Source organism: Exiguobacterium sp. KKT215 (genome assembly GCF_055635335.1).
In genome coordinates, this window is the sequence record NZ_CM145756.1 from 210,719 (window position 1) to 226,803 (window position 16,085).

Consider the following 16,085-nt stretch of genomic DNA (forward strand, 5'->3'; position numbering starts at 1 on the left):
GATTATGAAACGGTATGAAGCGATTTTATTCGATGTCGACGACACGTTGCTCGACTTTAAACAGAGCGAGCACGTCGCCTTGGAGCAGTTGCTCGCGGCACACAACGTTCGGATGACAGATGAATTGAAACAACAGTACGTGACGATCAATAACGGATTATGGCGCGCGTTCGAGCGTGGCGAGGTCGGACGGGAAGACGTCTTAATGGGCCGACACACGCAACTGTTCGATACGCTCGGCATCACAATCGACGCGCATGAAGTCGAACAGCGCTATCGCGACCATTTGCACGACGGGGTACACATCATCGATGGGGCACTCGAGCTCGTCCAAACGCTCAGTGAACAGTATCCGCTCTATATCGTCACGAACGGTGTGACGGAGACGCAGTTCAAGCGGCTCGAAGCGTCGGGACTGCTTCCTTATTTCAAGGATGTGTTCGTCTCGGATGCGACCGGATCGCAAAAGCCGATGAAACCGTTCTTCGATTACGTGTTCGACCGCGTGCCGAACGTGGCACCGCAACGTGGACTCATCGTCGGTGACTCGCTGACGGCAGATATCGCCGGCGGGCGCATGTATGGGCTCGACACGTGCTGGTACAATCCGCACGAGATTGCGGCGTCGGTCGAGACGACATATGAGATTCAAGAATTGCACGAATTGAAGTCGATTCTATCAAGCTCAGCGATCGATAAAGTGGGGCGGTAGTGATTGCGGCAACGCATAGAGTGTCTCCGGGAAGAGTTTCAAGTCCCGGAGCGCGTCGAGCGGCTGCCAACGATAGATGAGGTGATCGCCTTCCGGTCCGTGGAAGTCTCCATGCCGGAGCGGGAGGTCACCCGATACATAAAAGTACATGCCGATCTCATGCACGGTGCGCTCCAAATACGTGAAGAAATTTTCGGAGACGAAAGCGAACGTCGTTCCCGTCAGTGTCGCTTCGAGTTCTTCTTGCAGCTCACGCGTCAAGGCGAGCTCGGCTTCTTCGCCGATGCCGACCCGGCCGCCCGGCAACGCCCAAAAGTCATCGTTCACGTTCCGATGAACGAGCAAATGACCGTCCTGGACCCAGATGCCGGCAACGCGATAATTGAACGTGCCGTGCTCGGTCGGAAATACGATATCCATTTTCATCACTCCATTCCTTAAGCTACATCAATTATACGTCAAGGGGGCAGGTCATGTTTCAATCAAATGAGAGTTATAAAGGCGAGGACTTCCGCGACGAGACGCTCCGTGACATCCAACTCACGCAGACGACGTTCGAGAACTGTCGCTTTACCTATATCGATGCGACCGAGTTCGAGACCGAACAGTGTCGTTTCATCAACTGTGACTTCACCGATTCGAAGTGGAACGCCTCGCGCCACAGCGGCAGCTCGTTCCTGAACTGTCAGTTCAATGGGGCGAATCTGTTTTTGAGCGAGTTCGATCAGTGCAAGATGACAGGCTCGTCGTTCGAGTCATGCACGTTCGAAGGGGTCGTCGTGCGTGAAGGAGATTGGTCGTTCGTCAATCTGCGTCACGCCCCGCTCCGGAAGATGGATTGGTCCGGTGTCCGGTTGACCGAGGCCGATTTATACGGTGCGGATTTGAAAGAATCACGCTGGACGAACGCCGTCTTGTCCCGCGCCGTGTTGCAGCACGCGGATTGCACCGGTGCCGATTTTGTAGGGGCCGAGATGGACGGGGTCGATTTCTCGGACGTCATCCTGAAACAAGCGACGATCGATGTGATACAGGCCGTCCAAATCGCCCGCTCGCTCGGGGCGAACGTCATATGACCAATGAGCAAGTGCTCGAGCATTTGACGTCCGTGGCCGCGGAGCGGGAAGACGTCCGCGTCCTCGTCTTGAACGGGTCGCTCGTCAATCCGAACGTGCCGGTGGACTGCTTTCAAGACGTCGATGTCACTTGTTTCGTCGAAGACGTGACCACGTTCATCGAGGACCGTTCCTGGATGCTGCCGCTCGGGGACGTCTTGATCATGCAGATGCCGGACGAGGTGCCGGGAGGCGACGAATATGAGCGTTTCGCGTTTCTCGTCCAGTTTGCAGCCGGTCATCGCGTCGATTTGACCGTTCGCCCGCTGCGTGACGTGCAACAGGCGATTCAAGCGGACTCACTCAGTCTCGTCCTCGTCGATAAAGACGGGATTGCCGGTGAACCGATTCCATCTGATGACACGTACCGCATCCACCGACCGAGCCGATTTGACTATGAGCAGTGTTGGAACGAGTTTTGGTGGGTGTCGCTTTACGTCGTCAAAGGCATCAAGCGGGGGCAGTTATTATACGCGTACGACCATGTCACGATTATGCGGACGATGCTCCGTCAGATGCTGTCGTGGGAGGTCGGTTTTAAGACGGACTTCACCGTGAACGCCGGGAAGGCCGGTGACGCTCTGGCCCCATATATGGATGCGGCAAGGTGGGACAGCTATCTTCATACATTCCCGGCAATCGAGACCACTTCCCTCGAGGCGGCCCATGAAGCGTTGGTCGAGCAGTTCGAACGCACGAGCAGACGGGTCGCCGAGCGGGCGGGATATCCCTTTCGTGCAGATGAAGCCCGACGAATTCGTGACGCCTTTTCGACGCTTTGGTGTTCAAACGGTTAAGTTTCGGTCGAGTCGGGAAAAGCCCCTCTATAGAAGGGGGAATGACGCTTGAATCCGTATACGACGTTCATCGCGCTCCTAGTAGGGAGTTTACTTTTATTTGTCGGCATCCGGACGAAGAAATGGCCGATTGTTGTCGTGGCCTTATTTCCGCTTGGACTCGTGGCCTTCAACTTATATTTGCTGATTACTGGACGCTAGAAGACTGTTTTCATCAGTCTTCTTTTTTGTATAGCAGATTTTTAGTGAGCGGAATCGGGCGAGAGACGTTTAGGTCGGGCCAGAACCGGGCAACTCTCAATAAATCGATTCTCATCCATTTTCTTCCTTCTAAAGAAACAATTAGCATGTTTACTCGTTGTTCAACGTCAAACGGACCGATTCACACCAAGACAGATTGCTCACCAAGGAGGTGTCCGCGTGCGACGATTGTGGCTTACCGGCTTATTGCTCATTTTCTTTTTAGGAGGATGTACGACACGAGAGCCGTTTGATTTTGATGAGATTCACTCTTACAAGATATTCTATAACATGCCGACCGAGGCGATTATCGAGGATATGGCTCGCTACGACCTCGTCATTATCGAACCGATTTGGTATACGCCCGAACAGATCGAAACGATTCGGTCGAACGGGACGAAAGTGTTCGGGTATATCAATGTGATGGAGGCGGATTCGTGGAATCGAGCGCTGATCGGCCAAATGGACAAGGATGACTACTTCTATCGGGATGGGGAACGGATTTACTTTCCGAAGTGGGACTCGTATTTGACCGATATCAGTTCTGCCGACTTTCGCAAAATTTTAATCCGCGAGATTCAAAAACAAGTCATCAACAAGCATTTGGACGGTATTTTCCTTGATACGGTTGGGGACATCGATGACGTCCATTTGGACTATCCAGAAGACTTAGCGGAACAGTTGGCTGGGCTCGAGGATTTTCTGCAGGCGATTGAGCGTGCGTATCCCGGCGTTCCGGTCGTTCAAAATTGGGGCATCGAGACGCTCGAACGGACGAGTGCCCCATATGTGGAAGGCTTCATGTGGGAAGGCTTCAACTACACCGAAATCACATCTGATTCGTGGTCGATGGAGATGCTCGACCGGATGAACGTGATTCAAGACGAGTATGGGATTGCCGTCCTCACCGTGTCCGATCAAGAGGAAGCGACCAGTCGGGACATGGCCGAAGCGAACGGATTTATTCATTATCACGAACCAACGTATTACAATACGTGGGATTTTTAGGTGTTGATTAGGGTATGAGGAAAATAGAAGATGCCGTCATCCACTACTTACATTCGGCTGCCTATGTGTTGGACCAGTAACGAGGAACCAATCGCGAGGAGGGGATTATCATTTTATACGCTCAAGACCGTCCGTGGCTCAAATGGGTTGAGATTCTTGTCGTGTTCGCGCTGTTGATTGGAATCGATTTATTCTTTAATCTGGGCACGATTCAAAATGAGTTGAACTTGTTTTATGCGGCCGCCATCTTATTCGCCTTACGATACGGCACTATCTTCGGCTTAATCAGTTTTGGCATCTTGCTCCTCTATAAAGTGTTATACACCGGCTTAATGGGAGGGGACATCTTCCTCTTGTTCTACGATACAAACTCACTTCTTACACTGTTTTACTACTTCGCCATCACCGTCATCGTCGGGTTGTTCAGCACCTCATTTCGAGAGCGTTATGAAATCAGTCAGTTCCGCAATGAGGAACTGAAAGATGAGAACACGTATTTGAAAGAGACCGTCGATTTACTCAACACTTCGCAAACGACACTTCGTCAAAAACTACTTCAATCCGAATACAGCTTGAACCAATTGTATGAACTTGCCGTATCGCTCGACTTGCCACACCCGGAACTGATTCGAAGCGAAACGATTCGCCTGCTGAAAAAGACGTTTTTAGCGAGCGATGTCGCCATTTACCACGTCGACCGCTCCCAGAAATCGATGCGCCTCTTGATTCGGCAAACCGAAACGAAAGAGTTCCCGCAAACGATTTTCCTTGACGAGGCGTCAAGCATGTTCAAACGGTTCTTCCAAGTCCAAGAGACGACACTCCGTCAGCTCGATGATGAGGACACGGACCCGATGTTGCTCGCGCCGATCGTCGTGGACGGACAGACACGTGAAGTCGTCGTCATCAAACGCTTGCCGCTCCGCAAGTTGACGACCGATGACTTGCATGTCTTGAATATCTTATTCTCGTGGATTGGGACGCGCGTCCAAAACGCCGAAAACCTGATTCGCAAAGAGCAGCACGAGAAAATGCATAAAGGCACCTCGTTCTATAAGAAAGAGGCGTTCACGGAACTGGTCGCCATTCAAGAACAAAAGAAACTTCACCACGGACAGCCGTATATCGTGCTCGATTATGCGCTCGGCTATGAACCGGTCTCGCTCGAGAGTATCGAGGCCATCGTCCACTCGTATTTACGGGAAATCGATGTCGTCGGCTACGATCCCGAAGACAACAAGCTGTTGCTGTTGCTCCCCGGGACGAGTGAAGAACACCGTCAACGGATTTATGATCGGATCGAAGGGATTTTGATCCAGAAGGGAGTGTGACGGGATGGAGCCGACGGTTCGTTTCGGATTGATTGGGATTTATGTCGTTCACGCCGTGCTCGCCTTCGTCTTGCTAATCGTGTTGAAACGAAAGATGAAAGCACCCGACTATGGGGTCGCGGTAGCGGCCCTCAGTTTCGGACTGTTCCTACCGTTTGTGGCCGAATTTGCCGTCTTTGCGGTGTATCGTTTGGCTGAGCGCTTTGGGCGGAGCGGTCTGATTGAAGACTATGACGACTATATCGATTTCAAAGTCGTCAACTATGAACAGATTCGTCATGAAGCGAATAGTAGCGCGCACTTGTTACCGCTCACCGATGCCATCAATTCCAAAGATCCGGCCATCCGAAAACATTCGATTTTGACGCACGTCAACCAGTCGATTGACCAGCAAGGGAAATATTTGCAGATGGGTCTCGAGAGCAAGGACAGTGAGACCGTCCACTATGCGGCAGCGACGATGAATATCTTGATCGATCAGTATGAACAAGAACTGAAATTAGCGAAACGCGAGTATGATTTAGGGAATCCGGACACGATTCAACGGCTCGCGACAATCTATAAACGGATGATTCATAGCGAGCTCATCACTGAGGTCATGTTGAAGGACAAGCAGACCGCATGGCTTGAAGAATTGTTAAAAGTAAAGACGCTCTATCCGCCGGCACCATGGATTTATGAAGACTTGAACGAGATTTATCTCACGTTACAGCATCCGAAAGAGCAATTGAACATCCTGAAGGAGTACGTCCATCATTTCCCTGAACGAATCGAGGCCCACCTCATGCTCATCAACTTCTATTATGAGCGGGAGCGTTGGAACGAAGTGAAGGCGGTCATGTTTATGATGCAGACCCAGTTTTCGCTCGAGGATGTGCCGTATGAGTACCGACTGTTGTTTGAAGAATGGAGTGACACGACATCATGGAAAAACGAACTGTAATCTCATTCTCGCTCTTCATCGTCTTATTTCTAGTCATCGTCGGTGCGATTCAATACTTACGGATTCATTCGCTGCACACGTTACTGCCGAACGTCGCCGAGCAGCAGATGAATATCGATCAATTGAAGAGTGATGCGTCAGCGAAAGCGGGCGAACATCAACTTCAAATTTATCTCGTCCGGGATGAAGGAGATTTGGCGGTCGAGACGGCGGACAATCTGCGTCACGGCTTGCAGTACGCGAAGCTCGACGTGCGTGAAGTCAGTCCTGGTGTCGTCGGATCGATTGCGCCTTCTCCGTATACGATTATCATTTTTACCGGAGAAGATTCATCGAGATGGCCGTTCGTCGCGATGAAGCGTTACGTCGAACAGGGCGGCAACCTCGTGTTCGCGAACCGGTTCAAAGACCCCGCGTGGAACGCGTTGACCGGGATTGAAGAAATTGGTGAGTATGTGCCGGACGTATACGGCTTGAATTTCGAGGAGACGATTTTCCCGGGCTATGTCGACTTGAATCCGCCGGACGACCTGTTCGTTCATAGCGTCGTCGACTTTGCGATCGCGGATGACGCCAACGTCATGTTGTCAGCCGAAGGTTTCCCAATCCTGTGGGAATACGGAGTCGGCGAAGGGAACGTCCTATACTGGAACACGACCATCACGAACCAAAAGATGATTCGCGGGCTGTTCGTGCAGACGCTCGGCACGATGCCACCGGCGTTCGTCACGGCACAAGCGGCCATCAAACTCATGTACATTGATGATTTCCCGGCACCGGTCATGGATGGGAAGATGAAAGATGTCTCTGCCACCCCGCTTGATAAATCCGTCAAAGACTTCTTCGCCGAAGATTGGTGGGAAGACATGGTCGATTTAGCGAAAGACGACGATGTGATTTATACAGGTGCCATGATTGGGACGTATGAGGAAGAGATGGAACTTGTCGATGAGCAGTTGATTAAGCGCGGCGAGTTTCCGATGTTGTATTTCGGGCGAAAACTGATTGCCCACGGCGGTGAAATCGGCCTGCATGGCTATAATCATCAGTCGCTCGTCACGGCCGATGAACCGATTGATCCGACGTATGGATATATCCCGTGGAAAGATAAAGACGAGATGAAACGGTCGTTATTACAGGCCGAATCCGTATTTGCGAACTATTTCCCGGCCGAGACGCTCAAGTCATACGTCCCACCGTCGAACGCGCTCAACCGGACCGGGGTCGATGCGATTGCCGAGGCGTTGCCGGAACTTCGTACAATCGCCTCGCTCTACACCGGAGAACCGGAAAGCGGGGATTTCGTGCAAGAGTTCGAATTTGATGCGACGCACCCGAATCTCTATCATTTCCCGCGCGTGACGAGCGATTACGGGGAAGAGCGCGGCTCGATTTTTCAGATGGTCGATGCAATCGCCAACTTCGGCGTGTTTTCACACTTCATTCACCCGGATGATGTCATCGATCCAGACCGGGCCTTCGGACGGGACTGGGATACGATGTTCACGAGCCTGCGAAAAATCGTCCATGACGTGAGAGACCAATATCCGCATCTCGAAGCGTATACGCAACATTACGCGACCGAAAAGATGATCACCTACCAACAAGCTGATTTGAACGTCACGTTCGATGAGTCGACGGTCTATTTGGCCGGGGAAGGGCTCGTCAACCCGTCTCATTTTACGATTCGCCTGAAACCGGGCCAGTCACTCGAGACAGGAAAGTTTGATTTCGGGACGGTCGAGCAGTGGGAGGCCGACCGACCGCTCTATCTCGTCAAACTGACATCGGCGAACGCTGAGATCGACATCAAGGGGGAAGCGCAATGAAAATCGGACTTGTCTTAGAGGGCAGTTATCCGTACGTGAGCGGAGGCGTATCGAGCTGGACGCAGACGTTAATCGAGGCGATGCCCGAGGTGTCGTTTGAAATCATCTCGATTCAACCGACCGAGAAACGGCCAGAAGACATGAAATACGCGCTCCCTCCGAACGTCTCCGGCATCACCCATCTGTATTTGAACGACGTAGGTGAACGCGCGAGGGGACGATTGAAGTGGGGTGCCGACGACGAACAGAACGTGTCGGATTGGCTCATGTTAAGAAGCCCGAACCGGCAAGCGTTGCGACTACTCGGGAAAGAAGTGCCTTCGAGCGAGGCGTTTTTCGCGAGCGAGTTCTTTTGGCGCAACGTGAAGGCCGCCTACGCCGAAGAGATGAACGGCGGCTCGTTCATCGACTATTTCTGGATGTGGCAAAGCATGTACACCCCGATTTTGCGGGTGCTCCATCAGCCGCTCCCGAAAGTCGACCTCGTCCATTCCGTATCGACAGGTTATGCCGGGGTAGTCGCTTCCTACATGAAAGAGACGCAAGGGATCCCGTTCATCTTGACCGAGCATGGCATTTATTCCCGTGAACGCGAGGAAGAAATTTTACAGTCGTATTGGATTCCGGCGCCGTATAAGCCGAGATGGGTTCGGTTCTTCCACCACTTGTCCCGCGAGGCGTATAACGCGGCCGATGAGATTATCACCTTGTTCGAGCGGAATCGCGAATATCAGGAATGGATCGGCGCCCCGAGCGAGAAGACGAAAATTATCGCCAATGGGATTGCCGACCGACAAATCCAGGCGACGGTCGATCGTCCGGAGCACGACCTCTTTCAAATCGGTGCCATCGTCCGCCTCGTTCCCATCAAAGACTTGAAGACGATGATTTACGCCGCCAAGATTTTGCAGGAGCGGCATCGTCTGTTCAAACTGACAATCATGGGTCCACTCGACGAGGATGAAGAATATGCGGAAGAGTGCCGTCTGCTCATCGAACAGAGCGGATTGAGCGATTATGTCGAACTGGCCGGGAAAGTGGACGTCCAAACGTATTTGCCGACCTTTGATCTACTACTCCTGACGAGCATCTCGGAAGGGCAGCCGCTCGCGATTCTCGAAGGCATGGCCGCCGGGATTCCGTGGGTCGCCACCGATGTCGGCGCCTGTTCCGAGCTTTTATACGGACGAGCGGATGACCCGTTTGGTCCGGCCGGTTTCATCGTGCCACCGGTTCATCCGGAAGCGGTCGCCGACAAAGTCGAATGGATGATGGATTACCCGCAGGAACGAATGCGGTTCGGCAAGAACGGACGGGAGCGGGTCCGCCAATATTATCGTCTCCAACAAGTCGTGGACCGCTATAAGGCTATCTATGAAGCGAGGAGGGAACAGTATGGCGGGCATCGGGTTTAAGTTACAGAAGTTGTTCCAAGAAGACTACTATTCGTCCCGGCTGAAGGCGTACACGTTCTCCGGCCTCGTCACATCCGGACCGTGGTTGATTGTCATCTTGGTCGTCGGTACGATTCAATGGTTGGCGTTCCAAATGCCGACGTTGTCGCTCGCCGAACGGACGCTCTTCATGATCTCGGTCTCGTACGCGTTCATCTTCTCGCAAATCTTGTTCAGTTTTCAACAGCTCGTCGTCACCCGATACGTGGCGGACTTGTTTTATGAGAAGAAGGCACATGAGATTTTCCCGGTGTTCACCGGGATGCTCAAAGTGACGATTCTCGCGGCAAGCTTGCTGTATAGTATCTTTTGGCTATTGTCGCCGCTCGATTTTCTGTACAAACTGACGTTGTTCGTTTTATTCATGACGATTAACGTCATCTGGGTCATGTTCTTGTTTTTAAGTGCCGCCAAGTATTATCAAGCGGTGGCCTATAGCTTCCTGCTCGGCGGACTTATCTCGGTCGGGAGCGTCTATGCGATTAGCCGTCTCATGGTCGACCCGTCGAGTCTCGAGCTGTTGCTCGGTTTCACGGTCGGGATGATTGTGACGTTGTTCGGGTTGTTCTTCGCGATGCTCCGGACGTTCCCGCTCCGTTACGCGGTGAAAGAGTTCTCGTACTTCAAGTACTTCGACCGCTATCCAGACTTGTTCGCCATCGGCGTGTTGTACGTGCTCGGGATTTGGGTCACGAATTTCATCATCTGGTTCGGTGAAGGACGTGTGATCATCGCGGACTCGTTCTTGTTCAACCCGTATTATGACACGGCCATCTTTTGGTCCTACTTGACGATTATCCCGACGCAGCTCTTGTTCGTCGTCGCTGTCGAGACCCGGTTTTATGAGCGCTACCGTACGTTTTATGGATTGATCAACTACGGTGGGGCACTCCATCAAATCGAGAAGGCGAAACAGACGATGACGTCCGTATTGAAAAATGAGTTGATTCGACTCGCACGGAGCCAAGGCGTGGTGACGCTGTTCGCCATCCTAATGGCGGGCGTGTTCGTCAGTTGGATTGGTGTCCCGGATGAGATCGGTCAAATCTTTCGGATGACGACGCTCGCGGCGTTCGCGAATGCGATGATTCTCATCTTGACGTTGTTGTTGCTCTATTTCGAGGACCGGCGCGGGGCGTTGTTCGTCAACATCTCGTTCTTCACGTTGAACGCGTTGTTCACGTTACTGCTCTTGCCGCGCGGCATCGATTGGTACGGTGTCGGCTTTGCCGTCAGCACGACGATCACGTTCTTCTTGGCCGGCCTGCGTTTGATTTATTATATGGGCAAAGTTGATTATTACGTGTTCGCCGCCTCAAACCGGCGCAAGCTCGGCACCGAGCGGTTCTCGCAAATGGGGACGTTGTTGAACCGGCGATTCTCACGATAAAGGGTTTTCAGTACGGAGAAAGACTGATATGATGTGGTCGTAGATGACCGAATTTCATAATGTTTACCACTAGGGGAGTCGCGTGACGCGGCTGAGATGGACGAGGTCCAGACCCTTTGAACCTGATCTAGTTCACGCTAGCGTAGGGAAGTGGGCGAACCGATTGTTTTCGTACACTTTGTGTAAATCCGACGCCGCTTCCGTTATGGAAGGCGGCGTCTTTTTTGATTACAAAGGAGGAGAAAACATGACATTCACCGCACATTTACGACAAGAGGCCGATGCCTTGTTTCAAGCCAGCTTTGACCATCCGTTCGTCCGCGAGCTCGGAACGGGTGAACTCGACGAGGCGAAGTTTCGGCATTACGTCATGCAAGACTCGTATTATTTGAATCAGTTCTCGAAAGTACAGGCGAAAGGCGCGACACTCGCCCCGAACATGGAAGTAGCGAGCCGCTTTTTGACGCACGCGCTCCATACCATCGAAGCAGAGCATGCGCTGCATCGTGAGTTTTTCACCTTGCTCAACGTGACGGAGGCGGAGTGGGCGACGTTTGAGCCGGCCCCGACGGCTTACGCCTATGCGCTCCATATGCAACATGCCGGTCCAACGCTCGGTGACGTGCTCGCAGCAATTTTGCCGTGCTATTGGGTTTATTACGAGATTGGCGAACGCATGAAAGACACGACACCCGACCACCCGATTTATGCGACGTGGATTGCGACGTACGGGTCGGAATGGTTCCGCGACCTCGTCGAGGAACAGATTGAACGGCTCGACGTGCTCGCTGGGCAGGCGACGGCGGAAGAACGGGTCCGGTATCAACAGCTGTTCTTGAAGAGTTGTTATTACGAGCATGCGTTTTGGGAGATGGCGTGGACGCTCGAGTCGTGGGATTTACCGGCGGGGGTGACACGATGAAGCGCGACTTATGGGACAAAGTCAGAGCCGAACGGCCACTCATCCACAACATCACGAATATCGTCGTCGCCAACTTTTCAGCGAACGGGTTGCTCGCCATCGGGGCGGCCCCGGTCATGGCGTCCGCGGTCGAAGAAGTGGCCGAGATGGCGTCTTTAAGCGATGCGCTCGTGCTCAATATCGGTACACTCGATGCAATGACGGAACGTACGATGATTCGAGCCGGACAGGCGGCGAATCAAGCAGGTAGTCCGATCGTCTTCGATCCGGTTGGTGTCGGGGCGACCTCATTTCGGCGCGACGTCGCCCAGGCGATTCTGCAATCTGTCCGTGTGACGGTCATCCGTGGGAATGCCGGAGAAATCGCGACATTGATTGGTCTCGACGCGGCGGCGCGCGGCGTTGACGCTGGGGAAACGCGGGATGATTTGAATCACATCGCGCGTGAAGCGGCTAAGCGCTACAACTGTGTCGTTGCCGTGACCGGAGAGACGGATATCGTCAGTGACGGGGACGTGACGATTGAAATTAAAGGCGGCACTGGCGCGATGGCCCGGACGACAGGGACCGGTTGTTTACTGAGTGCGGTCGTCGGTGCGTTCCTTGCGGTCGAACGGGATGCGGTTACGGCCACGGCGACAGCGCTAGCCGGTTATGCCCGGTGCGGGGAACTCGCTACCGCTTTGGCCGACGGGCCGGGTGACTTCCCCGTTCACTTCTTGAATGAGCTCGGCAAGATGACGGCGGTCGAGTTGCCGAGTGACCGCATCGAGGTGGTGTCATGATACGGCAGCAAGTGTTGACGATTGCCGGTTCGGATTCGGGCGGTGGCGCTGGCATTCAAGCTGATTTGAAGACGTTTCAGGAGCTCGGTGTGTTCGGCACGAGCGTCTTGACGGCCGTCACGGCCCAAAACACGCGTGGGGTGCATGGGGTCGAGGCGGTGTCACCGGAACTCGTGACGCAACAACTCGATGCAATCGGTTCAGACTTTACGATTGCGGCGTGCAAGACCGGGATGTTGTTCGATGCGGCGCGCATCGAGGTGGTCGCTGATGGGGTGCGGCGTCACACATTCAATCGGCTCGTCGTTGACCCGGTCATGATTGCAAAAGGCGGGGCCTCGTTGCTTCAGGATTCGTCGGTCCAGGCGCTCAAGACATCCCTCTTGCCGCTCGCGACCGTCGTCACGCCGAACGTGCCGGAAGCGGAAGTGTTGACGGGGATGACGATTCGGACGTTTGAAGACAGCATCGAAGCAGCAGAACGGATGTTAGCGTACGGTGTCCGTGCCGTTATTTTAAAAGGGGGACATCTCGATGGCGCAACTGCGGACGATTTGGTCATGACGGCGTCAGAGGCGTTCCTCCTGTCGGCCCCGCGCATCCAGACGAGTGACACGCATGGCACCGGTTGTACGTTCTCGGCAGCGCTCACGGCGGAACTGGCCAAAGGCCATTCTATCCTCGAGGCGACGGTGACCGCCAAGCGATTCATTCAAAGCGCGATCACGCATGGACTCGATATCGGTGCCGGACATGGACCGACGAATCACTGGGCGTATGCGACACATGGAGAGGCAGGTGTGACGCTTGAATCCATCACAACGAACCATCGCTGAGCAGTTGCGGCTTTATTTTATTTGCGGAACCGCAAACGCGGAAGACATGCTCCAGACGGTGGAAACGGCACTTCAATGTGGCGTGACATGTTTTCAATTTCGCGAAAAAGGTAAACATGCACTGTATGGGGATAAAAAAGAAGCGATGGCGAGAGCGTTGCAAACACTCTGCCGCTCATACGATGTTCCGTTCATCATCAATGATGACGTCGACCTAGCAGAGCGCATCGATGCCGACGGCGTTCATATCGGACAGGATGATGCCGAGGCCGCACGCGTTCGTGAGCGAATCGGCCCGGACAAATGGCTTGGTGTCTCGGTGCACACGCTCGAAGAAGTAGCGGCGGCCATCGAGCATGCGGATTATGTGGGCATCGGTCCGGTCTACCCGACGAATTCGAAAGAAGACGCCGGGGCAGTGAACGGGACGATGCTCATCCGCCAAGTTCGAGCCTTGTATCGAGAGCTGCCAATCGTGGGGATTGGCGGCATCTCACCGGAACACGTTTCGATGATTCGGAACGACGGGGCGGACGGCGTCGCCGTCATCTCGGCCATCGCTTCTGCACCGGATGTGGCCATGGCCACACGGCGTTTCGCTTGTCTCTGAATTCAACTTGAGGAGGAAGACAGATGAACGTATTTGTAATAGGCGCGAATGGACAGATTGGAAAACAGCTCGTCGAACGATTGCACGAGGAAGGGAAGCATCAAGTCACGGCGATGGTGCGGAAACAAGAGCAACTCGACGACTTTACATCGAAAGGCTATCAAGCCGTGTTAGGCGACCTCGAAGGTGACGTGTCGTCACTTGAACAGGCGATGTCTGGGATGGACGTGGTCGTCTTTGCGGCCGGTTCAGGCGGCAGTACCGGAGCCGACAAGACGCTGTTAATCGACCTTGACGGCGCGGCGAAAAGTATCGAGGCGGCTCAGGCGAACGGGAATGTGAAACAGTTCGTCATGGTCAGCGCCTTGAAGGCGGAAGATCGTTCGGCATGGCCGGAAGAGATGAAACCATACTATGTCGCGAAGCATCATGCCGATCGTTTGCTCGAGGAGAGCGGGCTCACATACACGATTGTCCGCCCGGGTGCACTGACAGATGATGCCGGTACGGGCAAGGTGAAGACAGGCGACGTCTCGACCGGTGAAATTCCACGTGCGGACGTGGCAGCCTTCTTGGCACACGTCATCGGGCATGACGCAGCCCATAATCAAGCAATCGACCTTGTCAAAGGTGACACGGCAATCGAAGACACGTTTTGAACTACCCCCACCTACGCTTCACTTGGAGGTGGAGGATTCCTGGGTGATCCGGCCTAACGACCGGAACCTGATCAGGCTAGCCCCGTCGTCCCGACGGTTGAAGAGGCCAGGATGCGCTCGGCCTCTCGTTTCAAGTTAAGTCCCGCGTTCACATCGCGGTCGTGGTGGGTCCCACAACCCGGGCACGTCCATATGCGCAGACCGAGATGCTTCACGTCTTTGTGTCGATGGCCGCAACTCGAACAGAGCTGGCTCGAGGCGAACGTCTTGCCGACCTTGACGACGGTCTTGCCGTACCAGCCGGCCTTGTATTCGAGCATACGGAAGAACTCCGACCAGCTGACATCGGAGATCGCTTTGCTGAGCTTGCGGTCCTGCTGCATGTCCTTCACCTGCAGGGTCTCGATGCCGATGACGTCGTGGTTTTTGACGATCTCGGTCGACACCTTGTGCAGGAAGTCGGTACGCTTGTTCGCGATCTTCTCATGGATGCGGGCGACCTTGCGCTTCTGCTTCTGGTAGTTCTTTGCCTCCGACAGCTTGACGTTCCGGTTCAGGGCGATGAGCCGACGCCGCGACAGCTTGCGCTGCTCGCGGGCGAGCTTCTCCTCGAGCGAACGGAAGTAACGGTCGTTTTGGTACACCGTGCCGTCGGACAGGATGGCGAAGTTTTTGAGTCCGACGTCGACGCCGACCGAGGAGCCGGTCTTCGGCAGCTCGTCGATCTCCTGCTCGACGAGGAGGGAGACGAAGTGTTTGCCCGTCGCGTTCCGTCGGATCGTGGCGTTCAAGATGCGGCCCTCGACCTGTTTCGAGTTGGCGAAACGCACCCACTTCAACTTCGGCAGCTTGAGCCGGTCGCCGACGATCGACACCTCGGGAAGTTGGGACTTGCCCTGGATGTTCGTCTTGTAGGACTGGACGGGGTTCCGCTTCGACTTGAACCGGGGCCGTTCGTTCTGCCTCTTGAGGAAACGGTCATATGCATCGGCCAGATGTTTGACGCTATTTTGCACAGAGGTGCTATCGACCTCCATCAGCCAGTCGAACGCTTGCTTCAAGAAAGGGATTTCTTTCGAGCAGGAGCCGTAGGACAGTCCTTTTCCCGTCGCCTCGTAGGTCTCTTCCCACTTCGCCAAGAAGTGGTTGAAGACGAAGCGTGAACAGCCGATCGTCTTGGCGATCAGGATCTCCTGCTCTCTTGTCGGATAAATCCGGAATCGATATGCTTTATGCTTCAACATGATGCTCACCTCCTTTAGGTATTTATACCCAAAAGAGAGGTCGGCGATTCATCGCCCACTTTCACTTGGGCTTCGCCCTTAACGTTTAGAAGTGGGCGTATTCTCGCCTATTTTTGATAAACGAGATGACGACAGCGAGCGGATTTGGTTCCGCTCGCTTTTTGTGTGGATGTGTCCGCGCACTCGAGAAAGGATTCGCTGCGACCGATA

17 protein-coding genes and 1 riboswitch are annotated in these 16,085 nt (G+C 53.9%); of the genes, 15 read left to right on the plus strand and 2 right to left on the minus strand.

Annotated elements, in window-relative coordinates; genetic code table 11:
- The first annotated feature begins 4 nt into the window (after nucleotides 1-4).
- Entirely contained in the window at nucleotides 5-712 is a 708-nt protein-coding gene (locus ACZ2GZ_RS01250) for a YjjG family noncanonical pyrimidine nucleotidase (protein ID WP_214715752.1), read from the plus strand.
- Here the strand turns inward: ACZ2GZ_RS01250 and ACZ2GZ_RS01255 are convergent.
- A complete protein-coding gene (locus ACZ2GZ_RS01255; protein ID WP_021065918.1) occupies nucleotides 686-1,132 on the minus strand; it encodes an NUDIX hydrolase in 447 nt (148 codons plus the stop codon). The genes ACZ2GZ_RS01250 and ACZ2GZ_RS01255 overlap by 27 nt on opposite strands.
- Nucleotides 1,133-1,185: 53 nt before the next feature.
- On the opposite strand from ACZ2GZ_RS01255, the gene ACZ2GZ_RS01260 reads away from it, so the two are divergent.
- From ACZ2GZ_RS01260 to ACZ2GZ_RS01325, 14 genes are all read left to right on the plus strand, one after another.
- Nucleotides 1,186-1,788 carry a pentapeptide repeat-containing protein gene (locus tag ACZ2GZ_RS01260; protein WP_058765043.1) on the plus strand — a complete coding sequence of 201 codons (603 nt, stop codon included), beginning with the start codon at nucleotides 1,186-1,188 and terminating at the stop codon, nucleotides 1,786-1,788.
- Nucleotides 1,785-2,624 carry an aminoglycoside 6-adenylyltransferase gene (locus tag ACZ2GZ_RS01265; protein ID WP_214715750.1) on the plus strand — a complete coding sequence of 280 codons (840 nt, stop codon included), beginning with the start codon at nucleotides 1,785-1,787 and terminating at the stop codon, nucleotides 2,622-2,624. Before ACZ2GZ_RS01260 ends, ACZ2GZ_RS01265 begins: the two co-directional genes overlap by 4 nt.
- A gap of 48 nt (nucleotides 2,625-2,672) precedes the next feature.
- Nucleotides 2,673-2,825 carry a hypothetical protein gene (locus ACZ2GZ_RS01270; protein ID WP_021065921.1) on the plus strand — a complete coding sequence of 51 codons (153 nt, stop codon included), beginning with the start codon at nucleotides 2,673-2,675 and terminating at the stop codon, nucleotides 2,823-2,825.
- Nucleotides 2,826-3,044: 219 nt separating this feature from the next.
- Nucleotides 3,045-3,872 carry a glycoside hydrolase family 191 protein gene (locus ACZ2GZ_RS01275; RefSeq protein WP_241764562.1) on the plus strand — a complete coding sequence of 276 codons (828 nt, stop codon included), beginning with the start codon at nucleotides 3,045-3,047 and terminating at the stop codon, nucleotides 3,870-3,872.
- Nucleotides 3,873-4,033: 161 nt separating this feature from the next.
- Nucleotides 4,034-5,203 (plus strand): GAF domain-containing protein, encoded by a 1,170-nt coding sequence (locus ACZ2GZ_RS01280; RefSeq protein ID WP_021065923.1) that lies wholly within the window; start codon nucleotides 4,034-4,036, stop codon nucleotides 5,201-5,203.
- 4 nt (nucleotides 5,204-5,207) lie between these two features.
- Nucleotides 5,208-6,146, plus strand: a complete 939-nt coding sequence (locus ACZ2GZ_RS01285) for a tetratricopeptide repeat protein (protein ID WP_021065924.1) — start codon at nucleotides 5,208-5,210, stop codon at nucleotides 6,144-6,146.
- The gene (locus tag ACZ2GZ_RS01290) at nucleotides 6,128-7,975 is read left to right on the plus strand and encodes a DUF2194 domain-containing protein (RefSeq protein ID WP_029594503.1); all 1,848 of its coding nucleotides are present in this window, start codon (nucleotides 6,128-6,130) and stop codon (nucleotides 7,973-7,975) included. Before ACZ2GZ_RS01285 ends, ACZ2GZ_RS01290 begins: the two co-directional genes overlap by 19 nt.
- Complete coding sequence (gene pelF / locus ACZ2GZ_RS01295; protein ID WP_214715748.1) at nucleotides 7,972-9,390, plus strand: GT4 family glycosyltransferase PelF; 1,419 nt, start codon at nucleotides 7,972-7,974, stop codon at nucleotides 9,388-9,390. The genes ACZ2GZ_RS01290 and pelF overlap by 4 nt, the downstream gene beginning before the upstream one ends.
- Nucleotides 9,371-10,819 carry an exopolysaccharide Pel transporter PelG gene (gene pelG, locus ACZ2GZ_RS01300; protein WP_214803259.1) on the plus strand — a complete coding sequence of 483 codons (1,449 nt, stop codon included), beginning with the start codon at nucleotides 9,371-9,373 and terminating at the stop codon, nucleotides 10,817-10,819. Before pelF ends, pelG begins: the two co-directional genes overlap by 20 nt.
- A gap of 61 nt (nucleotides 10,820-10,880) precedes the next feature.
- A riboswitch (TPP riboswitch) is annotated at nucleotides 10,881-10,985 on the plus strand.
- Nucleotides 10,986-11,066: 81 nt separating this feature from the next.
- Complete coding sequence (tenA, locus tag ACZ2GZ_RS01305; RefSeq protein WP_214715733.1) at nucleotides 11,067-11,741, plus strand: thiaminase II; 675 nt, start codon at nucleotides 11,067-11,069, stop codon at nucleotides 11,739-11,741.
- On the plus strand, nucleotides 11,738-12,526 hold the full coding sequence (gene thiM, locus ACZ2GZ_RS01310) for a hydroxyethylthiazole kinase (protein WP_214715722.1): 789 nt from the start codon (nucleotides 11,738-11,740) through the stop codon (nucleotides 12,524-12,526). Before tenA ends, thiM begins: the two co-directional genes overlap by 4 nt.
- Entirely contained in the window at nucleotides 12,526-13,362 is an 837-nt protein-coding gene (gene thiD, locus ACZ2GZ_RS01315) for a bifunctional hydroxymethylpyrimidine kinase/phosphomethylpyrimidine kinase (protein WP_214715861.1), read from the plus strand. The genes thiM and thiD overlap by 1 nt, the downstream gene beginning before the upstream one ends.
- Nucleotides 13,334-13,972 (plus strand): thiamine phosphate synthase, encoded by a 639-nt coding sequence (thiE, locus tag ACZ2GZ_RS01320; RefSeq protein WP_214715720.1) that lies wholly within the window; start codon nucleotides 13,334-13,336, stop codon nucleotides 13,970-13,972. Before thiD ends, thiE begins: the two co-directional genes overlap by 29 nt.
- Nucleotides 13,973-13,995: 23 nt before the next feature.
- A complete protein-coding gene (locus ACZ2GZ_RS01325) occupies nucleotides 13,996-14,631 on the plus strand; it encodes an SDR family oxidoreductase (RefSeq protein ID WP_214715718.1) in 636 nt (211 codons plus the stop codon).
- Between the two features lie 71 nt (nucleotides 14,632-14,702).
- On the opposite strand, the gene tnpB is transcribed toward ACZ2GZ_RS01325, so the two are convergent.
- Nucleotides 14,703-15,875 carry an IS200/IS605 family element RNA-guided endonuclease TnpB gene (gene tnpB, locus ACZ2GZ_RS01330; RefSeq protein ID WP_214715716.1) on the minus strand — a complete coding sequence of 391 codons (1,173 nt, stop codon included), beginning with the start codon at nucleotides 15,873-15,875 and terminating at the stop codon, nucleotides 14,703-14,705.
- Nucleotides 15,876-16,085 lie beyond the last annotated feature (210 nt).